Annotated in this window: 14 protein-coding genes; 8 read left to right on the top strand and 6 right to left on the bottom strand. The window is 61.6% G+C overall.

Features of this window, described 5'->3' with window-relative positions; all coding sequences use genetic code 11:
- Window positions 1-23 precede the first annotated feature (23 nt).
- Complete coding sequence (locus tag BQ8482_RS15645) at window positions 24-629, top strand: NADPH-dependent FMN reductase (protein WP_123148437.1); 606 nt, start codon at window positions 24-26, stop codon at window positions 627-629.
- Window positions 630-692: 63 nt separating this feature from the next.
- Here BQ8482_RS15645 and BQ8482_RS15640 read toward each other — a convergent pair whose 3' ends face one another.
- Complete coding sequence (locus tag BQ8482_RS15640) at window positions 693-1115, bottom strand: winged helix-turn-helix transcriptional regulator (protein WP_123148436.1); 423 nt, start codon at window positions 1113-1115, stop codon at window positions 693-695.
- A 97-nt stretch (window positions 1116-1212) separates the two neighbouring features.
- Between BQ8482_RS15640 and BQ8482_RS15635 the strand changes: the two genes are divergently transcribed.
- Entirely contained in the window at window positions 1213-2193 is a 981-nt protein-coding gene (locus BQ8482_RS15635) for a quinone oxidoreductase family protein (RefSeq protein WP_123148435.1), read from the top strand.
- 363 nt (window positions 2194-2556) lie between these two features.
- Here the strand turns inward: BQ8482_RS15635 and BQ8482_RS15630 are convergent, their stop codons facing one another.
- Window positions 2557-4641, bottom strand: a complete 2085-nt coding sequence (locus BQ8482_RS15630) for an adenylate/guanylate cyclase domain-containing protein (protein ID WP_123148434.1) — start codon at window positions 4639-4641, stop codon at window positions 2557-2559.
- 872 nt (window positions 4642-5513) lie between these two features.
- Here BQ8482_RS15630 and BQ8482_RS15625 point away from each other — a divergent pair.
- Window positions 5514-10616 carry a RecQ family ATP-dependent DNA helicase gene (locus BQ8482_RS15625; RefSeq protein ID WP_123148433.1) on the top strand — a complete coding sequence of 1701 codons (5103 nt, stop codon included), beginning with the start codon at window positions 5514-5516 and terminating at the stop codon, window positions 10614-10616.
- Window positions 10617-10856: 240 nt separating this feature from the next.
- Here BQ8482_RS15625 and BQ8482_RS40330 read toward each other — a convergent pair whose 3' ends face one another.
- The 4 genes from BQ8482_RS40330 to BQ8482_RS15610 all read right to left on the bottom strand — a co-directional run bounded on the left by BQ8482_RS40330 (window position 10857) and on the right by BQ8482_RS15610 (window position 13889).
- Window positions 10857-11600: a class I SAM-dependent methyltransferase gene (locus BQ8482_RS40330; protein WP_123148432.1), complete on the bottom strand. Its 744-nt coding sequence runs from the start codon at window positions 11598-11600 to the stop codon at window positions 10857-10859.
- A 261-nt stretch (window positions 11601-11861) separates the two neighbouring features.
- The gene (locus BQ8482_RS40085; RefSeq protein ID WP_280178832.1) at window positions 11862-11987 is read right to left on the bottom strand and encodes a hypothetical protein; all 126 of its coding nucleotides are present in this window, start codon (window positions 11985-11987) and stop codon (window positions 11862-11864) included.
- Between the two features lie 55 nt (window positions 11988-12042).
- A complete protein-coding gene (locus BQ8482_RS15615; protein WP_123148431.1) occupies window positions 12043-12771 on the bottom strand; it encodes an SDR family NAD(P)-dependent oxidoreductase in 729 nt (242 codons plus the stop codon).
- A gap of 47 nt (window positions 12772-12818) precedes the next feature.
- Window positions 12819-13889 carry an alcohol dehydrogenase catalytic domain-containing protein gene (locus tag BQ8482_RS15610; RefSeq protein ID WP_123148430.1) on the bottom strand — a complete coding sequence of 357 codons (1071 nt, stop codon included), beginning with the start codon at window positions 13887-13889 and terminating at the stop codon, window positions 12819-12821.
- A 207-nt stretch (window positions 13890-14096) separates the two neighbouring features.
- Here BQ8482_RS15610 and BQ8482_RS15605 point away from each other — a divergent pair, with 207 nt between their 5' ends.
- From BQ8482_RS15605 to BQ8482_RS15585, 5 genes are all read left to right on the top strand, one after another.
- Window positions 14097-14984: a fumarylacetoacetate hydrolase family protein gene (locus tag BQ8482_RS15605; RefSeq protein WP_123148429.1), complete on the top strand. Its 888-nt coding sequence runs from the start codon at window positions 14097-14099 to the stop codon at window positions 14982-14984.
- A gap of 112 nt (window positions 14985-15096) precedes the next feature.
- Window positions 15097-15885 (top strand): SDR family NAD(P)-dependent oxidoreductase, encoded by a 789-nt coding sequence (locus BQ8482_RS15600; protein ID WP_244602822.1) that lies wholly within the window; start codon window positions 15097-15099, stop codon window positions 15883-15885.
- Window positions 15886-15895: 10 nt separating this feature from the next.
- Window positions 15896-16909 (top strand): zinc-binding alcohol dehydrogenase family protein, encoded by a 1014-nt coding sequence (locus BQ8482_RS15595; RefSeq protein ID WP_123148427.1) that lies wholly within the window; start codon window positions 15896-15898, stop codon window positions 16907-16909.
- 43 nt (window positions 16910-16952) lie between these two features.
- Window positions 16953-17843 carry a sugar phosphate isomerase/epimerase family protein gene (locus BQ8482_RS15590; RefSeq protein WP_123148426.1) on the top strand — a complete coding sequence of 297 codons (891 nt, stop codon included), beginning with the start codon at window positions 16953-16955 and terminating at the stop codon, window positions 17841-17843.
- A 150-nt stretch (window positions 17844-17993) separates the two neighbouring features.
- Window positions 17994-18863, top strand: coding sequence for a sugar phosphate isomerase/epimerase family protein (locus tag BQ8482_RS15585; protein ID WP_123148425.1), 870 nt, complete (start codon window positions 17994-17996; stop codon window positions 18861-18863).
- Window positions 18864-18883 lie beyond the last annotated feature (20 nt).

Raw genomic sequence — 18883 nt, 5'->3', positions numbered from 1 at the left:
TTTGCCTAAAGGAGAGCCCCTCTATGTCCAAACCCAAAATCGCCATTGTCGTCGGTTCGACCCGCGCCGCACGATTTGCCGACGTGCCGACCCAGTGGATCGCCAAGATCGCCAAGTCGCATGCCGACATCGTCGTGGAAGTGGTCGACCTGCGCGACTTCCCGCTGCCGTTTTTCGACGAGGTCGCATCGTCCGCCTGGGCTCCGTCGCAGAATGAAGTGGCAAAGCGCTGGCAGAAGAAGGTCGCCGAGTTCGATGGCTTCATCTTCACCGCCGCCGAATACAACCATGGCCCGACCGCAGTGCTGAAGAACGCGATCGACTACGCCGCCAATGAATGGAACAAGAAGCCGGCCGGCTTCGTCGGCTATGGCAGCGTCGGTGGCGCGCGTGCCGTCGAGCAGCTCAGGCTGCATGCCGTCGAGCTGCAGATGGCGCCGGTCAAGTCGGCAGTCCATATTGCCTGGGGCGATTTCCTTGCCGTCCGGCAAGGTGAAAAGAAGCTCGAGGAGCTCGAGCACCTGAACCAGGCGGCGACTGCACTGGTCAACGACGTTGCATGGTGGGCCAAAGTGCTGAAGGCGGCGCGTCAGGCCGACGCGGTGGCCGAAGAAGTCAAGGCGGCCTGAACCGCAGACCAGAACAATCCTCCCAAGGATTCCGGGGCGGCGCTTGCGTCGCCCCTTTTTTATTCAGGCGATGGCTGGCGGGCGCGCCTGCCGAGGCCTGATGATGCAATCGGTAACGCGGTCCATTTCGTTCAGCTCATCCGCATGGTGCTGGCCCCACTCACAGAGCGCCAAAAGGATAGGCTCGAGACTGAGGCCGAGGCGGGTCGCCGAATATTCGACGCGTGAGGGAATTTCGGCAAAGATCTCGCGTCTGATAAGGCCGTGTTCTTCCATTTCGCGAAGCTGCTGGATCAGCACTTTCTGCGTGATATCAGGCACCAGCGTCTTCAGCACCGACAGCCGCCGGGGTCCATCGAAGAGATGGTAGAGAATGACGGCCTTCCATCGGCCCGAAATCACCTTCAGCGCGCGTTCCGCCGGCAGCATCGGCAGTCTTTTGGTTGGCAGCCTCTTGGTCGACCCCCTTTTGGTCGGCTTGGCCATGGTCACCTCCTGGTCAGCAGGGGACAAATGAGTGTGTAGTCGCGATCAGGCAGATAGTGGCAAACAGCAGCCGATGCCATAGCGAGGGGTGCACGCCATGAGAGCCATTCAACTGAACCGTTTCGGCGGTCCCGACGTCCTGGACGTTGTCGAGATGCCGAAGCCGCTGCCGCAAGCAGGCGAGGTGCTGATCCGCGTTCATGCGGCCGGCGTGAATTTCTTCGAAGTGCTGATGCGCGGGGATCGCTACGCGGTGACGCCGCAATTGCCGATGGTTCTCGGCGTCGAGACTGCCGGCACAGTGGAGGCGCTTGGTCAAGGCGCGGACACCTCGCTGGCAGGGACACGCGTCGCGGCGCCGCTGTTCGCTTCGAAGCGCCCGTTTGGCGGCTATGCCGACTATGTGACGATCGACGCAAAGCTGGCCGTGCCTTTGCCCGACGCGCTCTCGTTTGAAGACGCGACGGCGTTGATGGTTCAGGGGCTGACGGCTTTTCATCTGCTGCGGCAAAGCCCGCCCGCCGGCAAGTTGGTGCTGGTCACTGCAGCTGCAGGCGGTGTCGGGTCCCTGCTGGTCCAACTCGCCAAGCGCCAGAGAGCCAGCGCCGTGAGCGCGGTCGCCGGCAGCAGGGCCAAGCTCGATCTTGCCCTGTCGCTTGGAGCCGATGCCGCGGTCGACTACGGCATGTCGGATTGGCCCATGCGTGTACGGGAAGCGGCAGGCGGCGCCGGCGTCGATATCATCTACGACATTGTCGGCGGCTCGATGACGGCGGCATCGCTGCAGGCTCTCGCGCCTGGCGGAGAGCTGGTTTTTGCGGCGCTGGGCAGATACGCGATCGGCGCCTCGGAACTGGAGGCGATGATCACCCGGAACCAGTCCCTGCGAGGTTTTGCCCTGCTTCCGCTGCTCTCTGCCGATGGCCTCAGGGCCAGCCTGTCGGAGCTTTTCCAGCTGGCCGCCGGCGGCCAGCTTGCCGTGACGCAAGGCGGCCGCTATCCGCTCGACGAGGCAGCCGAAGCGCATCGCTCGCTGGAAGAGCGCCGCTCGACCGGCAAGGTCGTGCTGATACCTTGAGAGTCGATTAACTGCGCACAGGCCAATCGTGGAACCCGTCCGCTTTGCGCCCCATGTCGGCCATTGAAGCTAGCTCGGCCACTGCCTTAAAGCGGACGTTACCGGCGACCGCGCGGGAGGTCGCGGTCGCACCAGAGGCGGACATTCCGGACACTTCTTCGAAGAGGACATTCACGTCGCCGAAATCGAACCGTTACAACAGTTGGGACGTAGTAACCACTCAGCTATCGCTGGATGCGTCTGCCATTATGGACGGGACGAACCGCAGCTTTTCACCCGACCGGACCTTCCCGAGCCTCATCAGACCATCCGAAGTCTGAGCGACCCCAACCGACCACGTACGCCCATAACCGGACAACGACTCTACAACCTCAAGAGCCAAGCTTCTACTTTCCCTTTGCCCTTGACTTCTATAGCGCCGCGCGGCTCGAAAACGAACTGGTCCTTGAGTTGCTCGTAGACCGCGCGCGTCACCTGGACCGCGTCGGGGACGCTGCCTGATTCCATTCGGCTCGCGAGGTTCACCGTATCGCCCCACAGGTCATAGATGTACTTGCTCTTGCCGATGACGCCGGCCACCACCGGCCCACTATTGACGCCAACTCTGAGCTTCATCGAGACGTTGTGCTGCATAGCGTGCTCGCGGGTAATGTGGACCATGCGGATGGCCATGCGGACCATGCGCTCGGCGTGGTTGGCCACCGGCACGGGCAGGCCACACACCGCCATGTAGGCGTCGCCCACCGTCTTGATCTTCTCGATGCCGAGATCATTGGCGGCGACATCGAAACGCGTGAATAGCCCGTTGAGAAACGTCACCACTTCTTGCGGCGGCATCTCCGCTGTCAGCGCCGTGAAGCCGACCAGGTCCGCGAAGGCGACCGTTACTTCAGCGAAGCCGTCGGCAATACTATGTTCGCCACCGCGCAGCCGGTTGGCGATCGGCGCCGGCAGGACGTTCAGCAACAGCTCCTCGTTCTCCCGGTTCTTGTTCTCGATCACGACATTCTTCTGGCTGAGATCCGCGACCATGCCGTTGAAGGCCAAGCAGAGCTGGCCGATCTCATCACGCGTGCGAACTGGCACGCTGGCCCCGTAGTCGCCGGCAGCGAAGCGTCTCACGCCGGCGGTGAGCTCGCGCAGCGGTCCGAGCAGCGCACGCGAAAGCCACGCGGCGGTGGCGGCCACTACCAGCAGCGCCAGCCCCCCGACGATCAGCAGATCCTGGCGGAGCCGGGCGATCGGCGCGAAGGCCTCTGCGGTGTCGATCTTGGCGACCAGGCCCCACTTGACGCCGGGGATCTCGAGCGGTCCCCAAGAGGCGAGCGTCGGCACACCCCGATATCCGATAATCTCGCCCGTGCCCTCGACACCGGCGAGTGCAGCCCGGGTCGCCTTGGTGTCGACGCGCTGATGCAGCACCGGCGTTCCGTAACGCTGAATGGCAGCGATCTCCTCGTCCGATGTGCCGACGGACTTGAGTTCGGCGAAGTAGCCCTCCTGATTCTCGTAGAATGCCCGCGGGCCGGAGCGAACCAGATGATCGGGTCCTACGAGATAGGCCTCACCCGTGTCGCCGAACCCTTCCTGCCGCCAGCGGCGACCGCCGGTGACGACGTTGTCGATCTCCTCGTTCGACAATTGTGCGACAAGCACGCCGATGACGACCCCCTCGTCGATCACCGGTGCTCCCATGAAGGCGATAGGTGCGCCGCCCGATGGCGCATAAGGAGCGAAATCCTCGAGACAGACGGCCGATCGATCGGCGGTCTCCGCGCAGCGGGCGACGGCGGCGGCTACGTTGGAGCGACGGTAGGGGCCGAATTGGAGGGACGTGGTGAAGTCGACTTCCTTCTGGACAGTGTAGATCAGGCGGCCCGACTTCGGGTCGGCCATCATGAAGTCGAAGAAACCAACCGTTGTAGCTGCGGCCCGCATCAGGGGATGATAAATGGCGTGCAGCTTGGTGTATTCGCTGCCGTCGTTGGCGTCGTCGAGAAGCTTGCGGCGCTCCCCCGGATTCGGATTTGCCGCGATGTAGTGATACTGCAGATAGTAGGGCGCGCCGCCGACCGGCAGATAATCTGACAGGGCCGGTTCCCTCCCCAGAATTCGCGTCATTTCGGGGATGAAGTTCTCGGCGTACCAATCGCCGACCTTCTGGCGCAGTTCAGGCGGCGCGCCAGCCCGATCGAGCTTGTCTATCGCGATCCGGAACTCGCGCGTTGCCTCTACCACCATCTTTGAGGTGGCAAGAAGCCGTAACTCGGCATGGATCGTGCGGAAGTAGGTTTCGACTTGGCGCGCCTTGATCTGGCGGGCGGCCGCAAGCTGGTCGAAGACTGCTTTTTCGAGAGCATCGCGGGCGCGGAAGTAACCGAGCACCCCGGTCACCATCACTGCGGTAGCGCCAAGCAGGACGAGGGTTGTAAACAGCTTTACAGCCAAGCCCCAGCGACCGGGTCGGGATGAGCTAGTCACGCCGGAAGAAGACATGAATCAACTCGAACCGACAACGCGAAGTGCTTGGCACATATTGCCGACGATGATGATAATGCCCCCCGCTGTTCAAGGCAGTTCAATCTTAACGCCAGATGCTAATGCATTCGCCATCAGATGGGCAGCGTAATCTGCGAGAAGAGCGCAGCGGCTATCTTGGTCCGAAATGAGTCGACCGCCAGCGTCCGCTTGAAGGTAATCAGTGCCGGTTGCCGCGAATGTCGACTATCGGGCAGGAAATGCGCTGATGAAGGGCGACGCAGGGTCGGATCACGTCGATGCCAGCGGCGAGCCTGAGGGTCCGCTTCTTAAAATCCAAGCCTCCAAGCTGCCGGTCCGCATACGGCCCCAAGGCTGCCGGCGGCAATGTGCCTCAACTCGGTCAGTAGTCGCTCTGCCGTCGTTGCCCAAAAGCTGCCATTGTCGGAACTATGGCGCGCTTGGGCTGGCACTGGATCCTTGGGCAGCGAGTTCGCGGGACTTTCTCATCCCGTCAGTCGCAGCGAGCAATTTCAAATCGAAACCTTCAGCCTCCTCAACCTTCGCGGCACCTCTAGGCATCAAAGCACCGTGTGCTATAGCCCCCAGATTGCGGCATTTGGCAGATATTGCTTCTCGGATGGTTGCCGCTGCGCACATTACCCCCTGTGAGGCACAATCAGGATTAGTCGATAACCTGCGCAGTTACGGGTCGCGCTATTGAACTGAGCTGGATAGGTGGCTGTCGGGCAACGTTTTTGTGGCTCAAGTTGAACGTTGACCTTTCGTCGAGCGCGACCATGATCGCTAACCGTTTCATCCCGTGAGTACAGCGTTGCAATATGACTGAGCCTTTCCAACCCTTTTTGCAGCGTTGCGTTTCGGTCGATCTGGAAGTGGATCCTGCAACCGCTACCATCTTCGCTTTTGCGGCGGTGCGTGATGACGCTCGTCCCTCAATCCTCGCAAAGAAACGCGATCTCGATGCGGCTCTTGACCGTCTGGGAGCAGAGTCAGCCGCGGCCGAGCATCTGCTCGGCCACAACATCATTCGACATGACTTGCCTCATCTGGTCGCATTGCGGCCTGGACTCGCGAATATTTTTCGATCGCCGATCGACACCCTATGGCTCAATCCGCTCGCATTTCCGCGCAATCCCTACCATCACCTGGTCAAGCACTACCATGACGGGCGCCTGCAAGCGGGCCACGTCAACGATCCGGAAATGGATGCGCGACTGGTGTTTCAGGTGCTGCGCAATCAACTGGCGGCTTTGACGCAGCAGAATGCCGACCAGCCCGATGCCGTAGCAGCCTTTCATTTCCTTACTACGAGAATGGAAAACCCAGGTGGGTTCGACGCAGTGTTCCAGGAGGTTCGGGGAGCTCCTGCGCCGGGTCCTCTTGCGGCGAGAGAAGCGATTTCCCGACTGCTGGCGGGGCGTGCCTGCGAGAGGCGGGTCGAGCAGACGCTGAGCCGCCTTTCGAACCCGCAGCTCGGATGGCCCATGGCCTATGCTTTGTCCTGGATCCTGGTCGCGGGCGGGGATTCCGTCATGCCGCCCTGGGTGCGGGCGCAATTCCGCGAGGCTGCACTGATCGTGCGGCACCTGCGCGATACCAATTGCGAAAGCCCGGATTGCGCCTGGTGCAGCGACAAAAACGACCCGGTCCGCGCGCTGTCGCGCTGGTTCGGGTTCAATGCCTTCCGCGCGGAGCCGGTGGACGATATGGGCCGCCCGCTGCAGGAGCGAATCGTCGATGAGGCGATGCGCGGGGCGAGCGTCCTCGGGATTCTGCCGACCGGCACCGGCAAATCGGTCTGCTACCAGATCCCCGCCCTGTCGAAATTCGACAAGACTGGGGCGCTGACAGTGGTGATCTCGCCGCTGGTCGCGCTGATGGCCGATCAGGTGCAGGGCATGGCGCGGGCGGGCATTTCCTCGGCCGTAACCGTCAACGGAATGCTGTCGATGCCCGAGCGGCAGGATGCGCTGGACCGTGTGCGTATGGGCGAGGCGGCAATGCTGCTGATCTCGCCCGAGCAATTGCGCAGCAACTCGGTCCGCTCGGTTATGGCCCAGCGTGAAATCGGACTCTGGGTGCTGGACGAGGCGCATTGCGTGTCGAAATGGGGCCACGATTTTCGGCCCGACTACCGTTATATCAGCCGCTTCATCAAGGAATCCGTAGGGGATGAAGCTGCTGCCCCGGTGCTTTGTCTGACTGCCACCGCCAAGCCCGAAGTGGTGCGCGACATCCGCGACCATTTCCGATCACGTCTAGAGCGCGAACTGATGCTGCTGGACGGCGGCGCGGTGCGCACCAATCTCAGCTTCGAGGTCCGGCCGACGCAGCCCGGCACCAAGCTGGCCGATATCCTCGACGTGATCGAGGCCAAGCTGCCACAGGACGGCGCCTCGGGCGCGGTGGTCTACTGTGCTACCCGCAGCGAGACGCAACGCGTCGCCGATTTCCTCAAACAGCAGGGTCTGTCGGCGGAACGGTTCCACGCCGGTCTGATGCCCGAGGAAAAGCGCGACATTCAGGAACGCTTCCGCATCGGCGAACTGCGCATTATCGCCGCGACCAACGCTTTCGGCATGGGGATCGACAAGCCCGATATCCGGCTGGTGGTGCATGGCGATATTCCCGGGTCATTGGAGAATTACCTGCAGGAAGCCGGCCGAGCGGGCCGCGATCGCGCGCATGCCAATTGCGTCCTGCTGTTCGCCGTCGAGGATGTCGAGCGGCAGTTCTCGCTTTCGGCGCGCTCGCGCCTGGCCCGGCACGAAATCGGTGCCATCCTCAAGGCCCTGCGGCGGCTGGACGAGCGGACGAAGAAGACCGGCACCGTGGTCGCCACCTCAGGCGAAGTCGTGCGAGCCGAACGCGATCAGGAGTTCGAGCGCGACAGCGCCACCGACGACACGAGAGTGAAAACCGCTGTGTCCTGGCTGGAAGAGGCCACGCTCCTGAGCCGCGACGAAAACCGAGTTCAGGTCTTGCCCTCATCCCTTAGAATCCGCAACCTGGAAGAAGTCGAGGCGATCCTGGCCAAGGCCATGATCACCGGCACCCGTCGCAAGCAGCTTCTGGATATCACCCGCCACGTGATGAACGCGCCTCCCGATCATGGCATTTCCACCGATGAGCTGGCCGGGGTCAGCGGATTGACAGGCGGCATGCTGATCAAGGCAATGGCCGATCTCGAGGCGGTCGGGGTCGCCCGCAATGACGTGACGGTCACAGTCTTTGTCCATGTCGCCGTCGAGGGGCATTCGCAGCAGCGGCTGGCGCAGGCCGCACGGCTTGAAACCGCGCTGATCACCCTGATGCGCGAGGCCGCCCCCGATGCCGAAGGTGCCGGAGGCACTCCCCTGCATCTGGCCGAAACCTCTCAGGCGCTCCGCAATCAGGGGCACAGCGCAGTGCGACCAGACATCGTGGAAAAGCTGCTGCGCAGCATGGGCCGTGACGGGCGCGATCAGGATGGTGGCAAGGGCAATCTGCGACTGCGCAAGGCTTCGCGCAACACATTGATGGTGACACTGCAACGGACCTGGCAGGCACTGGAACAGACGGCAAGCCTGCGGCAGCAGGGCGCCGAACTGTTGCTGGGGCATCTTCTGGGCAAGCTGCCGAACGGCAGCCGCGGCAAGGACATCCAGGTCGAAACTACGATGGGCGATCTGCTCGCCACCCTGACCGGAGATGCCCTGCTGCGCGGCAGCGGCATTCAGGACATGACCAAGCTGATGGACCGCGCACTTCTGTGGCTGCACGAGCAGGAGGTGGTGACGCTAGGCAAGGGGCTGACGATCTTTCGGCCGGCGATGACGGTCCATCTGAACCCTTCGGGCGGCCAGTTCACAGCGAAGGATTTTGTACCCCTCGAGGAACACTACGCCGAGCAGACGATCCAGACCCATGTGATGGCGGCCTATGCCGAAAAGGGCCTTGCCGCGATGGATCAGGCGCTGCGGCTGTCCGAGGACTACTTCGTGCTCGATCGCGACGCCTTCCTGCGCCGCTGGATGCCCGGCAAGGGCGGCGAGATCCGGCGTCAAACCACCGGCACCTCCTGGAAAGCGATCGTTGAGGCACTGAAGAACCCAGTTCAGCAAGAGATCGTCGCCGACGACCGCGAACAGACCAGCGTCCTGGTCCTGGCAGGACCGGGTTCGGGTAAGACGCGCGTTCTGGTGCACCGCATCGCCTATCTCATCCGGGTCCGTCGCGAGGATTCGCGCGGCATCCTCGTGCTGACTTACAACCGTCATGCCGCCGCCGAGATACGCATCCGGCTCCGCCACCTGATCGGCGATGACGCGAATGCGGTGACCATATCCACATGCCACGCCCTCGCCATGCGGCTTGTGGGGGCGAGCTTTGCCGGAAGTGCGAACGAGACGACGCACGACTTCGACGGGATCGTCATGGAGGCCGTGCGCCAGTTGAACGGCGAAGGGCTCAGCAAGCCCGAGGCGGAGGCACAACGCGACACCCTGATCCAGGGTTATCGCTGGATTCTGGTGGACGAGTATCAGGACATCGGCCCTGAGGAATACGCGCTGATCTCCGCCGTTGCGGGCCGCTCCCTGGACGATCCGGACCTTCGGCTCAGCCTTTTTGCTGTGGGCGATGACGATCAGAACATCTACGCCTTCGCCGGTGCGTCCATCCGCTTCATCCGGCAGTTCGAGGCCGACTATCGTGCACGACCGCAATTCCTGGTCGAGAATTACCGTTCGACCGGACATATCATTGCGGCGGCCAACGCAGTCATTGCGCCCGCCGCTGACCGCATGAAAGCGGGACACGACATTGCCATAGATCGCAAGCGCAGCGTAGCGCCGCCCGGCGGAGACATGGCGGCGCTCGATCCGGTTGCGCAAGGGCGAGTGCATGTGCTGGACTGCCGGGCCGGTGACGTGGCGCAGGCCATGGCCGCGATGGATGAACTCGTCCGGCTTTCGCGCCTTGATCCGGAGTGGAGCTGGTCGCGCGCCGCGATCATCGCGCGCGACTGGCGGCGGCTGGCTTCGGTGCGGGCCTATGCCGAAACGCTTGGCATCCCAGTGGAAATGGCAAACGAGAGCCTGCCCAGCATCTGGCGCCTGCGCGAGATGCAGCAGTTCATCGACACACTGCGCCGCGATAATACCCGTCTGGTGGCCGTCCGTGATCTGGTGGATATGCTGAACGCGATACCGTCCAACCGCTGGACGGATCTGATCGCCGAAGGCATCGCCGCGCTTGCAAAGGAGCTTGCGAACAAGACCATGCCCGTGCCGGACCTTGTCGAGTGGTTCGCTGAGTGGGCCAATGATGCCCGCAGCGATCAGCGCGCGCTGCTGCTGCTGACGGCGCATCGATCGAAAGGCCTGGAATTCGAGGATGTCGTCATCCTGAATGGCGGTTGGGACAAGCCTTCCCAAGGCGAGGACCCTGATGCGCCGCGCCGCCTGTTTTATGTCGCCATGACCCGGGCGCGACGCAGCCTCGCGATCATTGCTCAAGGTCAGCATCCGTTCGTCCAGCAGGACAAAGAGCATGTGCTGCGCCGAGCCGCGCCGGCTGTCGCCGACGGCGTCGCTCTTCCGACCGCGCTGTACCAAGTGCCGAACCTTAAGTCCGTGGACCTGTCATGGGCAGGGCGTCTCAGGCCGGGCGATCCCTCGCTCGCCGCCATCTCGGCGGCGAAAGCAGGAGATCCGATTCAGATCGTGCGCGATGGCCCGCTCTGGATGATACAGGACAAACAAGGGCAGGCCCTCGGACGCATGGCCAGAAGCTGGTCGCCTCCCGAAGGCCTCAGCTTCCTGCGCGGCGAGGCCGGCGCCTTCGTGCGCTGGCGCAAGTCCGATAATCTGGAAGAGTTCCGGGTGCACCTTCACCGAGATGTCTGGGAAGCGGTTCTGCCGGAGCTTGTATTCGGCTGACGGTTTGCCCGCAGGGACGGTGGGTCGACTAGGACAGCTTCACCCAGGTGCTTAACATTGTACGATGGGTTGATATCGCGCATTGCTCATGGAAAAACGGCAAAATCTCTTGTCTGAGCCAGTTCGAGACCTCACCAGCGGCAGCAGCTTAACTCCTTGATGGAGCTTGCCGTTGGGACTGGACCAAGATGAGATTCTCCGCCGCCGAGTATGACCGCGGGCTGGAAGAGCCGAGCGATGTCAGGCGAGCTTCCTGAGAAGGAAAACATCGTTGCTCGCCATGTCGTTCAGTGAGCACCTCAACACTAACTGAAGTTCCAGCTCTTGAACATTGCGGACGCTGACAGAAAGTCCATCCATCGACAGCCGCTCCAGAATATCCATTCCGTAACGGCGAAGGTGGTCTTCCTGATAGTAGACCCGCACACGTTCGGAAGTTGGGAGATCGCCTTCGATGGTTTTAGATCCCCAAAGAGGTACCTGAATCACGGCGATGCCGTTTGGGGCGAGGATACGGCGGATTTCGCTCAGAGCCCTTCGGTCATCAGAGACGTGTTCAAGAACGTGCGAGCACCAGATGAGATCGTAGGTGTTGTCCTCAAACGGCATGTCCTGAATGTCAACCTTATGCATAACTTGCGGATCCATAAGATCGGCAGTGTGGTACTCAGTGCAACTTCGCTGGAGCCATTTCTGGATCTCTGGTTCGGGAGCGAAGTGCAGGATTTTATCTATCTTGGCCGGGAGGGAATCCTTCAGAAGGATGTAAGCTAGCCTGTGACGCTCCGCGGACCAGCATGATGGGCATCGAGCGTCAAACCGGAAGAACGGGCCAGGTTTACCGGCAGAAAATTGGAATCCCGTCCACCCACACAAGGGGCAATGCCTGTGTTCACGAACCTTGCTCAATCCTCTCAGCGTCGCAGCATGTGTCCGATTAAGGGCCGCGATTTGAATCCGTCTCAACGTCGATTGAAGACTCATGAGGACCTCCCGCAAGCCACGCCGCTCGCACTTTGACACTGGAGTCGGCGACAATAAAGGAATCGCTTGCAGCGTTTTGCTGAGATTTCACGCCAATCCCGCTAATCATCAGTGATGATGTGGTTGCGCCATTCGTATCTTGCCCCGAACGGTGCCGGCAGACCTGCACCAATCTTAGGACGGACACGTGTGTGGCGGATAACGGCTTCGGGTCATGGGCGTGAGTTCGACCGAGGGCGAGCGAGTTCCGCAAAGGGGTCGTCAGCTGAATGGCCGCTTGTCGGTAACTTCGTCCCGGAAGCGGCCATTCCGCTCCCCGACCCACTCAAGCCATTCGCCATTCATCAGCGAGCATTCGTTGAAGACGCCTGCCTCCTCAAATGCCATTGACCCTCACCGCTCGAAGGGAGATTGCTACGAAGCAATTCTAAACAACTATTTATCACTGCGCCAGATAACCACCGTCTATGTTTAGTACCAGGCCTGTAACGAATGATGCCTCGTCGCTCGCAAGATAGAGCACGCCAAAAGCGATCTCTTCGGGCCTGCCTGCTCGCCCCATCGGAGTTACGGCAATGATGCTGTCGTTCATCTCTTTGCTCTGGCCTTCGATGAGCGGTGTCCAGATGATGCCCGGATGGACCGAGTTCACACGAATATTGTCCTTGGCATAGCTGATGGCTGCGTTTTTGGTCATCGTGCGCACCGCGCCTTTCGCAGCCTGATAGGGCGCTGCTCCTGCGGCGCCGGCCGTGCCCCAGATCGACGAGAAATTCACGATAGCACCCCCGCCGTTTCGCTTCATGACGGGAATGGCCTCGCGCATGCCGAAGAAGGTTCCGGTTTGGTTGACTGAGATGACGCGGTGCCAAGATTCGGTGCTGGTGGCATCTATCTGGCCATAGTGCTCGACGATACCGGCATTGTTCACCAAGACGTCCAGACGACCATGACGATCGACAATCTCCGAGACGACGGAGCGCCAATCATCTTCCTTCGAGACGTCCAGCCGCCGATGCTCCGCGCCAGTTGGCAGCTCTCCTTTCGGTGACGGCTGTATGTCGGTCAGATAAAGCACCGCCCCTTCCGCGGCGAAGAGCCTTCCGATCGCCGCACCAATCCCCTGTGCTGCGCCAGTCACAAGCACAACCTTGCCCTTGAGACGACCCATCGTTCTTCCTCCTTTTGTCGAATGGAAAGTCGTGGTGCTTGCCGGCTCTAGGCCGCGACTGCGATCAGCACCTTCAGATGGTCCTGGTCCGGTCTGGCAAGCGCATCGAAGCCTCCGGCAATGGCGTCAGCCATCGTCACCCGGCCGGTGATGATCTTTTCGGGCTGGACCTGTCCGGTAGCAATCATTTGAACGACGCGGGGGCCGATGGTGATCGGAAAGCCCCAACTCGTTGTCAGCGTCACGGCCTTGGAAACCAGCAGTCGCATGTCCACGCGGGGTGGATCAACGAAGATGCCCACCTGCACAACGGTTCCGCCGCGTCGCACAAGCCGGATACAGTCAGCCAGGGCGCGTTCGTTGCCGGCGCATTCGACCGCCACGTCGACGCCGAGGCCTTCTTCAGTCGACCCCAGCACGGCATCGCCAAAGTCCGCTGAAGTGGGATCAACTACCTCGTGGCCGAGTTCGAGAGATTCCAACCTGCGCCGTCGTGCGGGATTGGCTTCGGATACCAACACCCTCGACGCTCCGGCCGCTCTCGCGGCCATCGCCGCAAGGACGCCGATCGGGCCGGCGCCGGCGATCAGCACGCTGTTGCCGGCACGGACGCCGCCCCGATCGGTCGCATTGAGAGCGACAGCCATCGGCTCGAAACGCGCTCCCTGCTCATCGCTCACATCGTCTGGCAACTTCACAACATTGTCCTGCGGGAGGACCGCATATTCCCCCATGCCGCCATAGGCCGAGGAAAGGCCGACCAAGGCCGTCGTATCACTGATGTGGCCCATTCCGCGGCGCACGAAATAGTCTCCCGGCTTGTTGAGATGCGGAAGGACCGCAACCCTGTCGCCCCTGGCGAAGCGGCTGACGCATTGCCCGACCGAGGCGATCCTGCCCGAGAACTCGTGACCAAGCACGAGGGGCGCCGACGCGCCGGTGAGCGGATGCGGCGCCATCGATACGAAGATCGGTCCATCCAGGTATTCGTGGATGTCGGTCCCACAGATCCCGCAATGACTGACTTGAACGATCACCTCGTTCGGCCGTGGGTCGGCAGGCGGAGCTATATCTTCCAGGCGCAGGTCGCGCGCGGCATGAAAACGAAGGGCCTTCATCGTCAATCCTCCCAAACTATCTCACTTGCCCTCATGCAGCTGGCACTAGTCATGACGCAGGAGCTGGCTCCTCCTCAGCCAGCCTGCAATATGACTACTATCCTTGGGTTGATCAGATGGTCAACAGAAAAATAGATTTTTTGTTGACATATCTTATTTTTTGGAAAATCCTCGCCCACCCTAGCGACACATTGTGAGTGAGGAAGAATGCGCTTCGTGAGTTTCGAATTTAGCGGTCAACGCGGGTTGGCCGTGGAACGGGCGGGTCAACTGCGCGGCTTAACCGCCGGCAACTGCGACCATACAGTTGATCTTGGACAGCTGATAGCTGCCGGCCCGGAGGAATTGCTTCGTGTGGGCCGTCAACTCGGCGACGGCCCTGAATTCGACCCCGATGCCGTCATCTTTCTCCCGCCGCTGGTGCGGCCGCCGAAGATCATCTGCGTTGGGCTGAACTATGCCGATCATACCAAGGAGTCGCCATACGAGCAGCCGGACTACCCAACACTGTTTGCGCGCTTCACCACGACGCTGGTGGGCCACAATCAGCCGATCATGCGGCCGCTTGCCTCGACGAGCCTCGATTTCGAAGGCGAGATGGTGGTTGTGATAGGGCGGGGCGGCCGGCACATCCCGAAGTCGCGCGCCCATGACCATGTGGTCGGCTATTCAATCTTCAACGAAGGGTCGGTCCGTGAGTATCAGTTCAAGTCGCCGCAATGGACGGTCGGCAAGAACTTTGATTCCACGGGCGGTTTCGGACCCGCACTCGTGACGGCCGACGAAGTGCCGGCCGGCGGCAAGGGACTAAGGCTAGAGACGCGCCTTAACGGGGCGACCGTCCAATCGGCGAGCACGGACGACATGCTCTTCGACGTCGCGACGCTCATCGAGACGATTAGCGAGGCGATCACTCTCGAACCCGGCGACCTGATCGTCAGCGGCACCCCTGCCGGCATCGGATGGGCTCGCAACCCGCGTTTGCTGATGAAGGACGGCGACAGGTGCGAGGTCTCAATCGAGGGCCTTGGAAAACTGGTCAATCCGGTTCGCGACGAAGTTCGCACTGAAGACATAGCGGGCAAGGCCGCCTGACGAGAGATTCGGAAAAGCGCTCGACAACAGCAGCATAGCCAGCGTTCCGCTGCGTTGACACAGGGGCCGGAGCGCGAACCAACGATTGCTTGAGGGACATATGGATACTGGATTGAAGGGAAAGACCGTGCTCGTGACGGGTGCGGCAAGCGGCATAGGCCGGGCAACGGCGCTCGCGTTTGCGCGGGAAGGGGCGCACCTGCGGCTCATCGACATAAATGCAGCGAGCCTGCGGGAGACCGCGGCATCAGCCTCGGCGGCAGGTGTGAGCGTCACCATCGCAGTCGCCGATCTATCCACAGCGCAAGGTGTCGAAAAGGGTATCGCCGACGTATTCTCGGGCGGAAATGGTAAACTGGATGTTCTGGTGAACAACGTCGGTGTCGTCGATGCACAGCCGTTCGACGGCCTGACGGACGCTCACTGGCAGCGCACATTCGATGTCAACTTTCTCAGCAATATCCGCATGACCCGGGCGCTGCTACCGCGCTTGCGCGACAGCCGCGGCTCGATCGTCAACAATACATCCGATCTCGCGCGCCAACCGGAGACCATCCCTGCCGACTATGCTGCCCTGAAGACCGCGCTGGTGAGTGTCACCAAGAGTCTGGCGCGCGCCGAGGCTCCGCACGTCCGGGTGAATGCCGTCGCGCCAGGGCCCGTCTGGAGCCCACTCTGGTCCAGACCGGGCGGCTTTGCGGATACGCTATCGGAAGTTCACGGCATGCCGCCGCGTCAGGCGGTCGACCACGAAATGAAGCTGCGGCAGCTGCCGCTTGAACGCATGGGCGAACCGGAGGAGGTTGCGGACATCATAGTCTTCCTCGCCTCGGAGCGGGCATCCTTCGTCACATCATCGGTTTGGGGCGTGGATGGCGGCTCGATCCGCAATCTGTTCTAGGAGCAGTCGGATGAAGGCAGTCGGATTTACAAAGGCCGGGCCCGTTGATGTCCCGGACGCGCTTGTCGATGTAGAACTTTCCCGGCCGGGTGAACTGCAGGATCGCGACCTGCTGGTCGAAATAAGGGCCATTTCGGTCAATCCGCTCGACGCGAAGCTGAGGCGCACGGTCGACCCAGGAGGAGCGCTGAAAGTACCTGGCTATGACGGCGCCGGTGTGGTTGTGGCGGCGGGCCCGAAGGTGACGAACTTCAAGACCGGGGATGCCGTGTTCTACGCCGGCTCGGTCGTTCGCCAGGGCAGCTACGCCGAATACCAGTTGGTGGATGAGCGGATCGTCGCGGGGATGCCGAAAAGCCTCGACTTCGCGCAAGCAGCGGCCTTGCCGTTGACAACGCTGGCAAGCTGGGAACTTCTGTTCGACAGGCTCGGCGCTCGTCCAAGGCCCGCCTCTGACGGTCGCGTCTTGCTGATTATCGGCGGTGCCGGCGGAACCGGCTCCATGGCGATCCAGCTCGCGCGCGCTCTGACTGATGTGACAATCATTGCGACAGCGTCCCGGCCGGAAACAGCAGACTGGTGTCGGGAGCTTGGCGCCTCGCATGTCATCGACCACCACCAGCCGTTGAAGCCGCAGGTGGAGGCCCTGGGCTTCAAGGGTGTGGATCTCCTGATGGCGCTAGCCCAGACGCCTCGGCATCAGGGCCAGTTCGTGGATCTCGTTCAGCCGTTCGGATCGATCGGAGTGCTCGATGATCCCGATCCATTTCCGCTCACAACGTTGAAAACCAAGTGCATCACCGTGCATATGCATTCAATGATGGCGCGGTCGGTTTTTCAGCGTCAGGACATGGCTGAGCAGGGCGGGATTCTGCGCAAGCTGGCGCAGTTGGTCGATGCGGGGCACGTGCGAACCACGCTGGCCAAGCGCATGGGGCCGGCCTCGGCGAACGCGCTGATCCAGGCTCATCGGGATATCGAGGCCGGTTCCGTGAACGGCAAGATTGTATTTGAAGGTTTTTGAGGCGCCACCGGCTTCGCGCCTGGCTGCGACAAGGAGGAGAAGTATGGACAAGTCGTCAACGATCATGTGGGTGGGAACGGTGCGGTCGCTGCCGCTGAGGGAGCAACTGCGCGCCTCGCGGCTGGCAGGGTGCGATGCCATTTCCATCACGCCATGGCACTATTGCCGCTGGCTTGCCGACGGTATTACCACGAAGGACATGCTGCTTATGGCGGATGACGAAGGGGTGAAGCTGACCCAGCTCGACCCCTATGCGCGCTGGGCGACGCACTGGCTGCCCGACAATCTCGATCCAGCCGCGTTTTCGCTCGGCTTCTTCGGTTTCGACGAAGACGACTTCTTCCGCATCGGCGAGGCACTTAAAGTCGATTCCATGAGCTGCATCATCACCTGTCCAAAGAGCCAGGTGTCGATCGATCAACTGGTCGACGGCTTTGCCAGCACCTGCGACAGGGCTGCCGGCCTGGGTTGGCGCTGCGACCTCGAATTCATTCCATTCTGGGGCCTTCCTGATCTTGAGACCGCTTGGAAGATCATCAAGACCGCAGATCGCGACAACAGCGGCCTGGTCTTCGACTTCTGGCACTATCTGCGCGGAAAGCCGGATCCGGCGCTGCTTGACACGATCCCTGGTGACAAGATCTCCACCGTGCAGATCGCCGATGCCTCCGCCAAGCTGAAGCCCGGCCTATCGCTGCTGGACGATTGTATTTTCCACCGGGTGGATGCCGGCACGGGCGGATTCCCGGTCGTCGAACTGCTCCAGCAGCTCCGCCGCATCGGTGGCCTCAACCGTTACGGGCCCGAGACCTTCTCCGGGCTCTACGACACGCTGTCCGCCGAAGAGATCGGCAACCGGAGCCGGGTTGCACTCGCTAATGTCTTCGACAAGGCGGGTATTCTACATCGTTTCGGCGCGGCGGCAGCCGCCTGACGTCGGTTGCAGAATTGAAACACCGGCGTTGAGCCCGATCATCGAGAGCGGTAGCCGGGTTGTTTCATCACCGCATCGATCGACGCGGCGTGCCGCCTTTGCCGGTCGGTGCGGGCGCGGTGCTGCGACAAGACAAGCGAGGGATTCCTGATGTTTCCATCTGTCGATTTCGTCTTTTGGCCTGCGTCGGCGCGCATTCACGGGTTTCGGGGGCATGTGGAGGCCGCGAGGGCCGGCGGCTTTACGGCTCTTGCCATTGCGCCCGAAACCTACCTCGACGCGCTGGAGTCGGGGCTCACTCCATCGGACATGAAGGCAATGGCGGCCGATGCCGGAGCTCCGTTGCGCTATCTGGATTCGCTTACTGACTGGGCGCCCATCCGTGTCCCGGCGGAATGTTCGCCGGAGCTGCGTGCGCGCTTCGACGTCAGCACCGATCACTCGTTTCGGATGTGCGAGAAGCTCGGTTTGACGTCGATCCTTGCAGTTGCGGGTTATGACAAAGGAACGGTCGAGCTTTCCCGGCTGATTGATGGATTCGGGCGCCTCTGTGAGCGTGCCCATGCGCAGGGATATCGGATTGATCTTGAATTCATGCCGTTCTGGGGAATGCCTAACCTCTCCGATGCCTGGGCGATCGTCGGCGGCGTAAATCCGCCCAATGCGGGCATCCTTGTCGATGTTTGGCATTTCTCCAAGGGGGCCTACGAGCTCGATCTGCTCAAGAGCCTGCCTGGCAAGCATCTGGCCGGCATGCAGATCGATGATGGCGTGCGGCGGCAAGTGGGGAAGTCGCTCTTCGACGATACAATCAACTACCGGAATTTCCCGGGGGAAGGTGAATTCGACGTCGTGGAGATCATCAAGATCGTTGCCGGCAAAGGAAACCTTCACCACGTTGGGCCGGAGGTCTTCTCGCTTGAGGCCGACGCGCTGTCAGCAAGAGATGCCGGAATACGTTCGGGGGATACATCCCGCAAGATGCTGGTGGAGGCGGGTGTCAAGCTGGCGACAGCCTGACACTGACGCTCGGTGGCAAC

This window comes from Mesorhizobium delmotii, from assembly GCF_900149755.1.
Lineage (GTDB): Bacteria > Pseudomonadota > Alphaproteobacteria > Rhizobiales > Rhizobiaceae > Mesorhizobium > Mesorhizobium delmotii.
The sequence above is the reverse complement of the archived record's forward strand: the minus strand, read 5'-3'. Positions and strand labels throughout refer to the sequence as shown.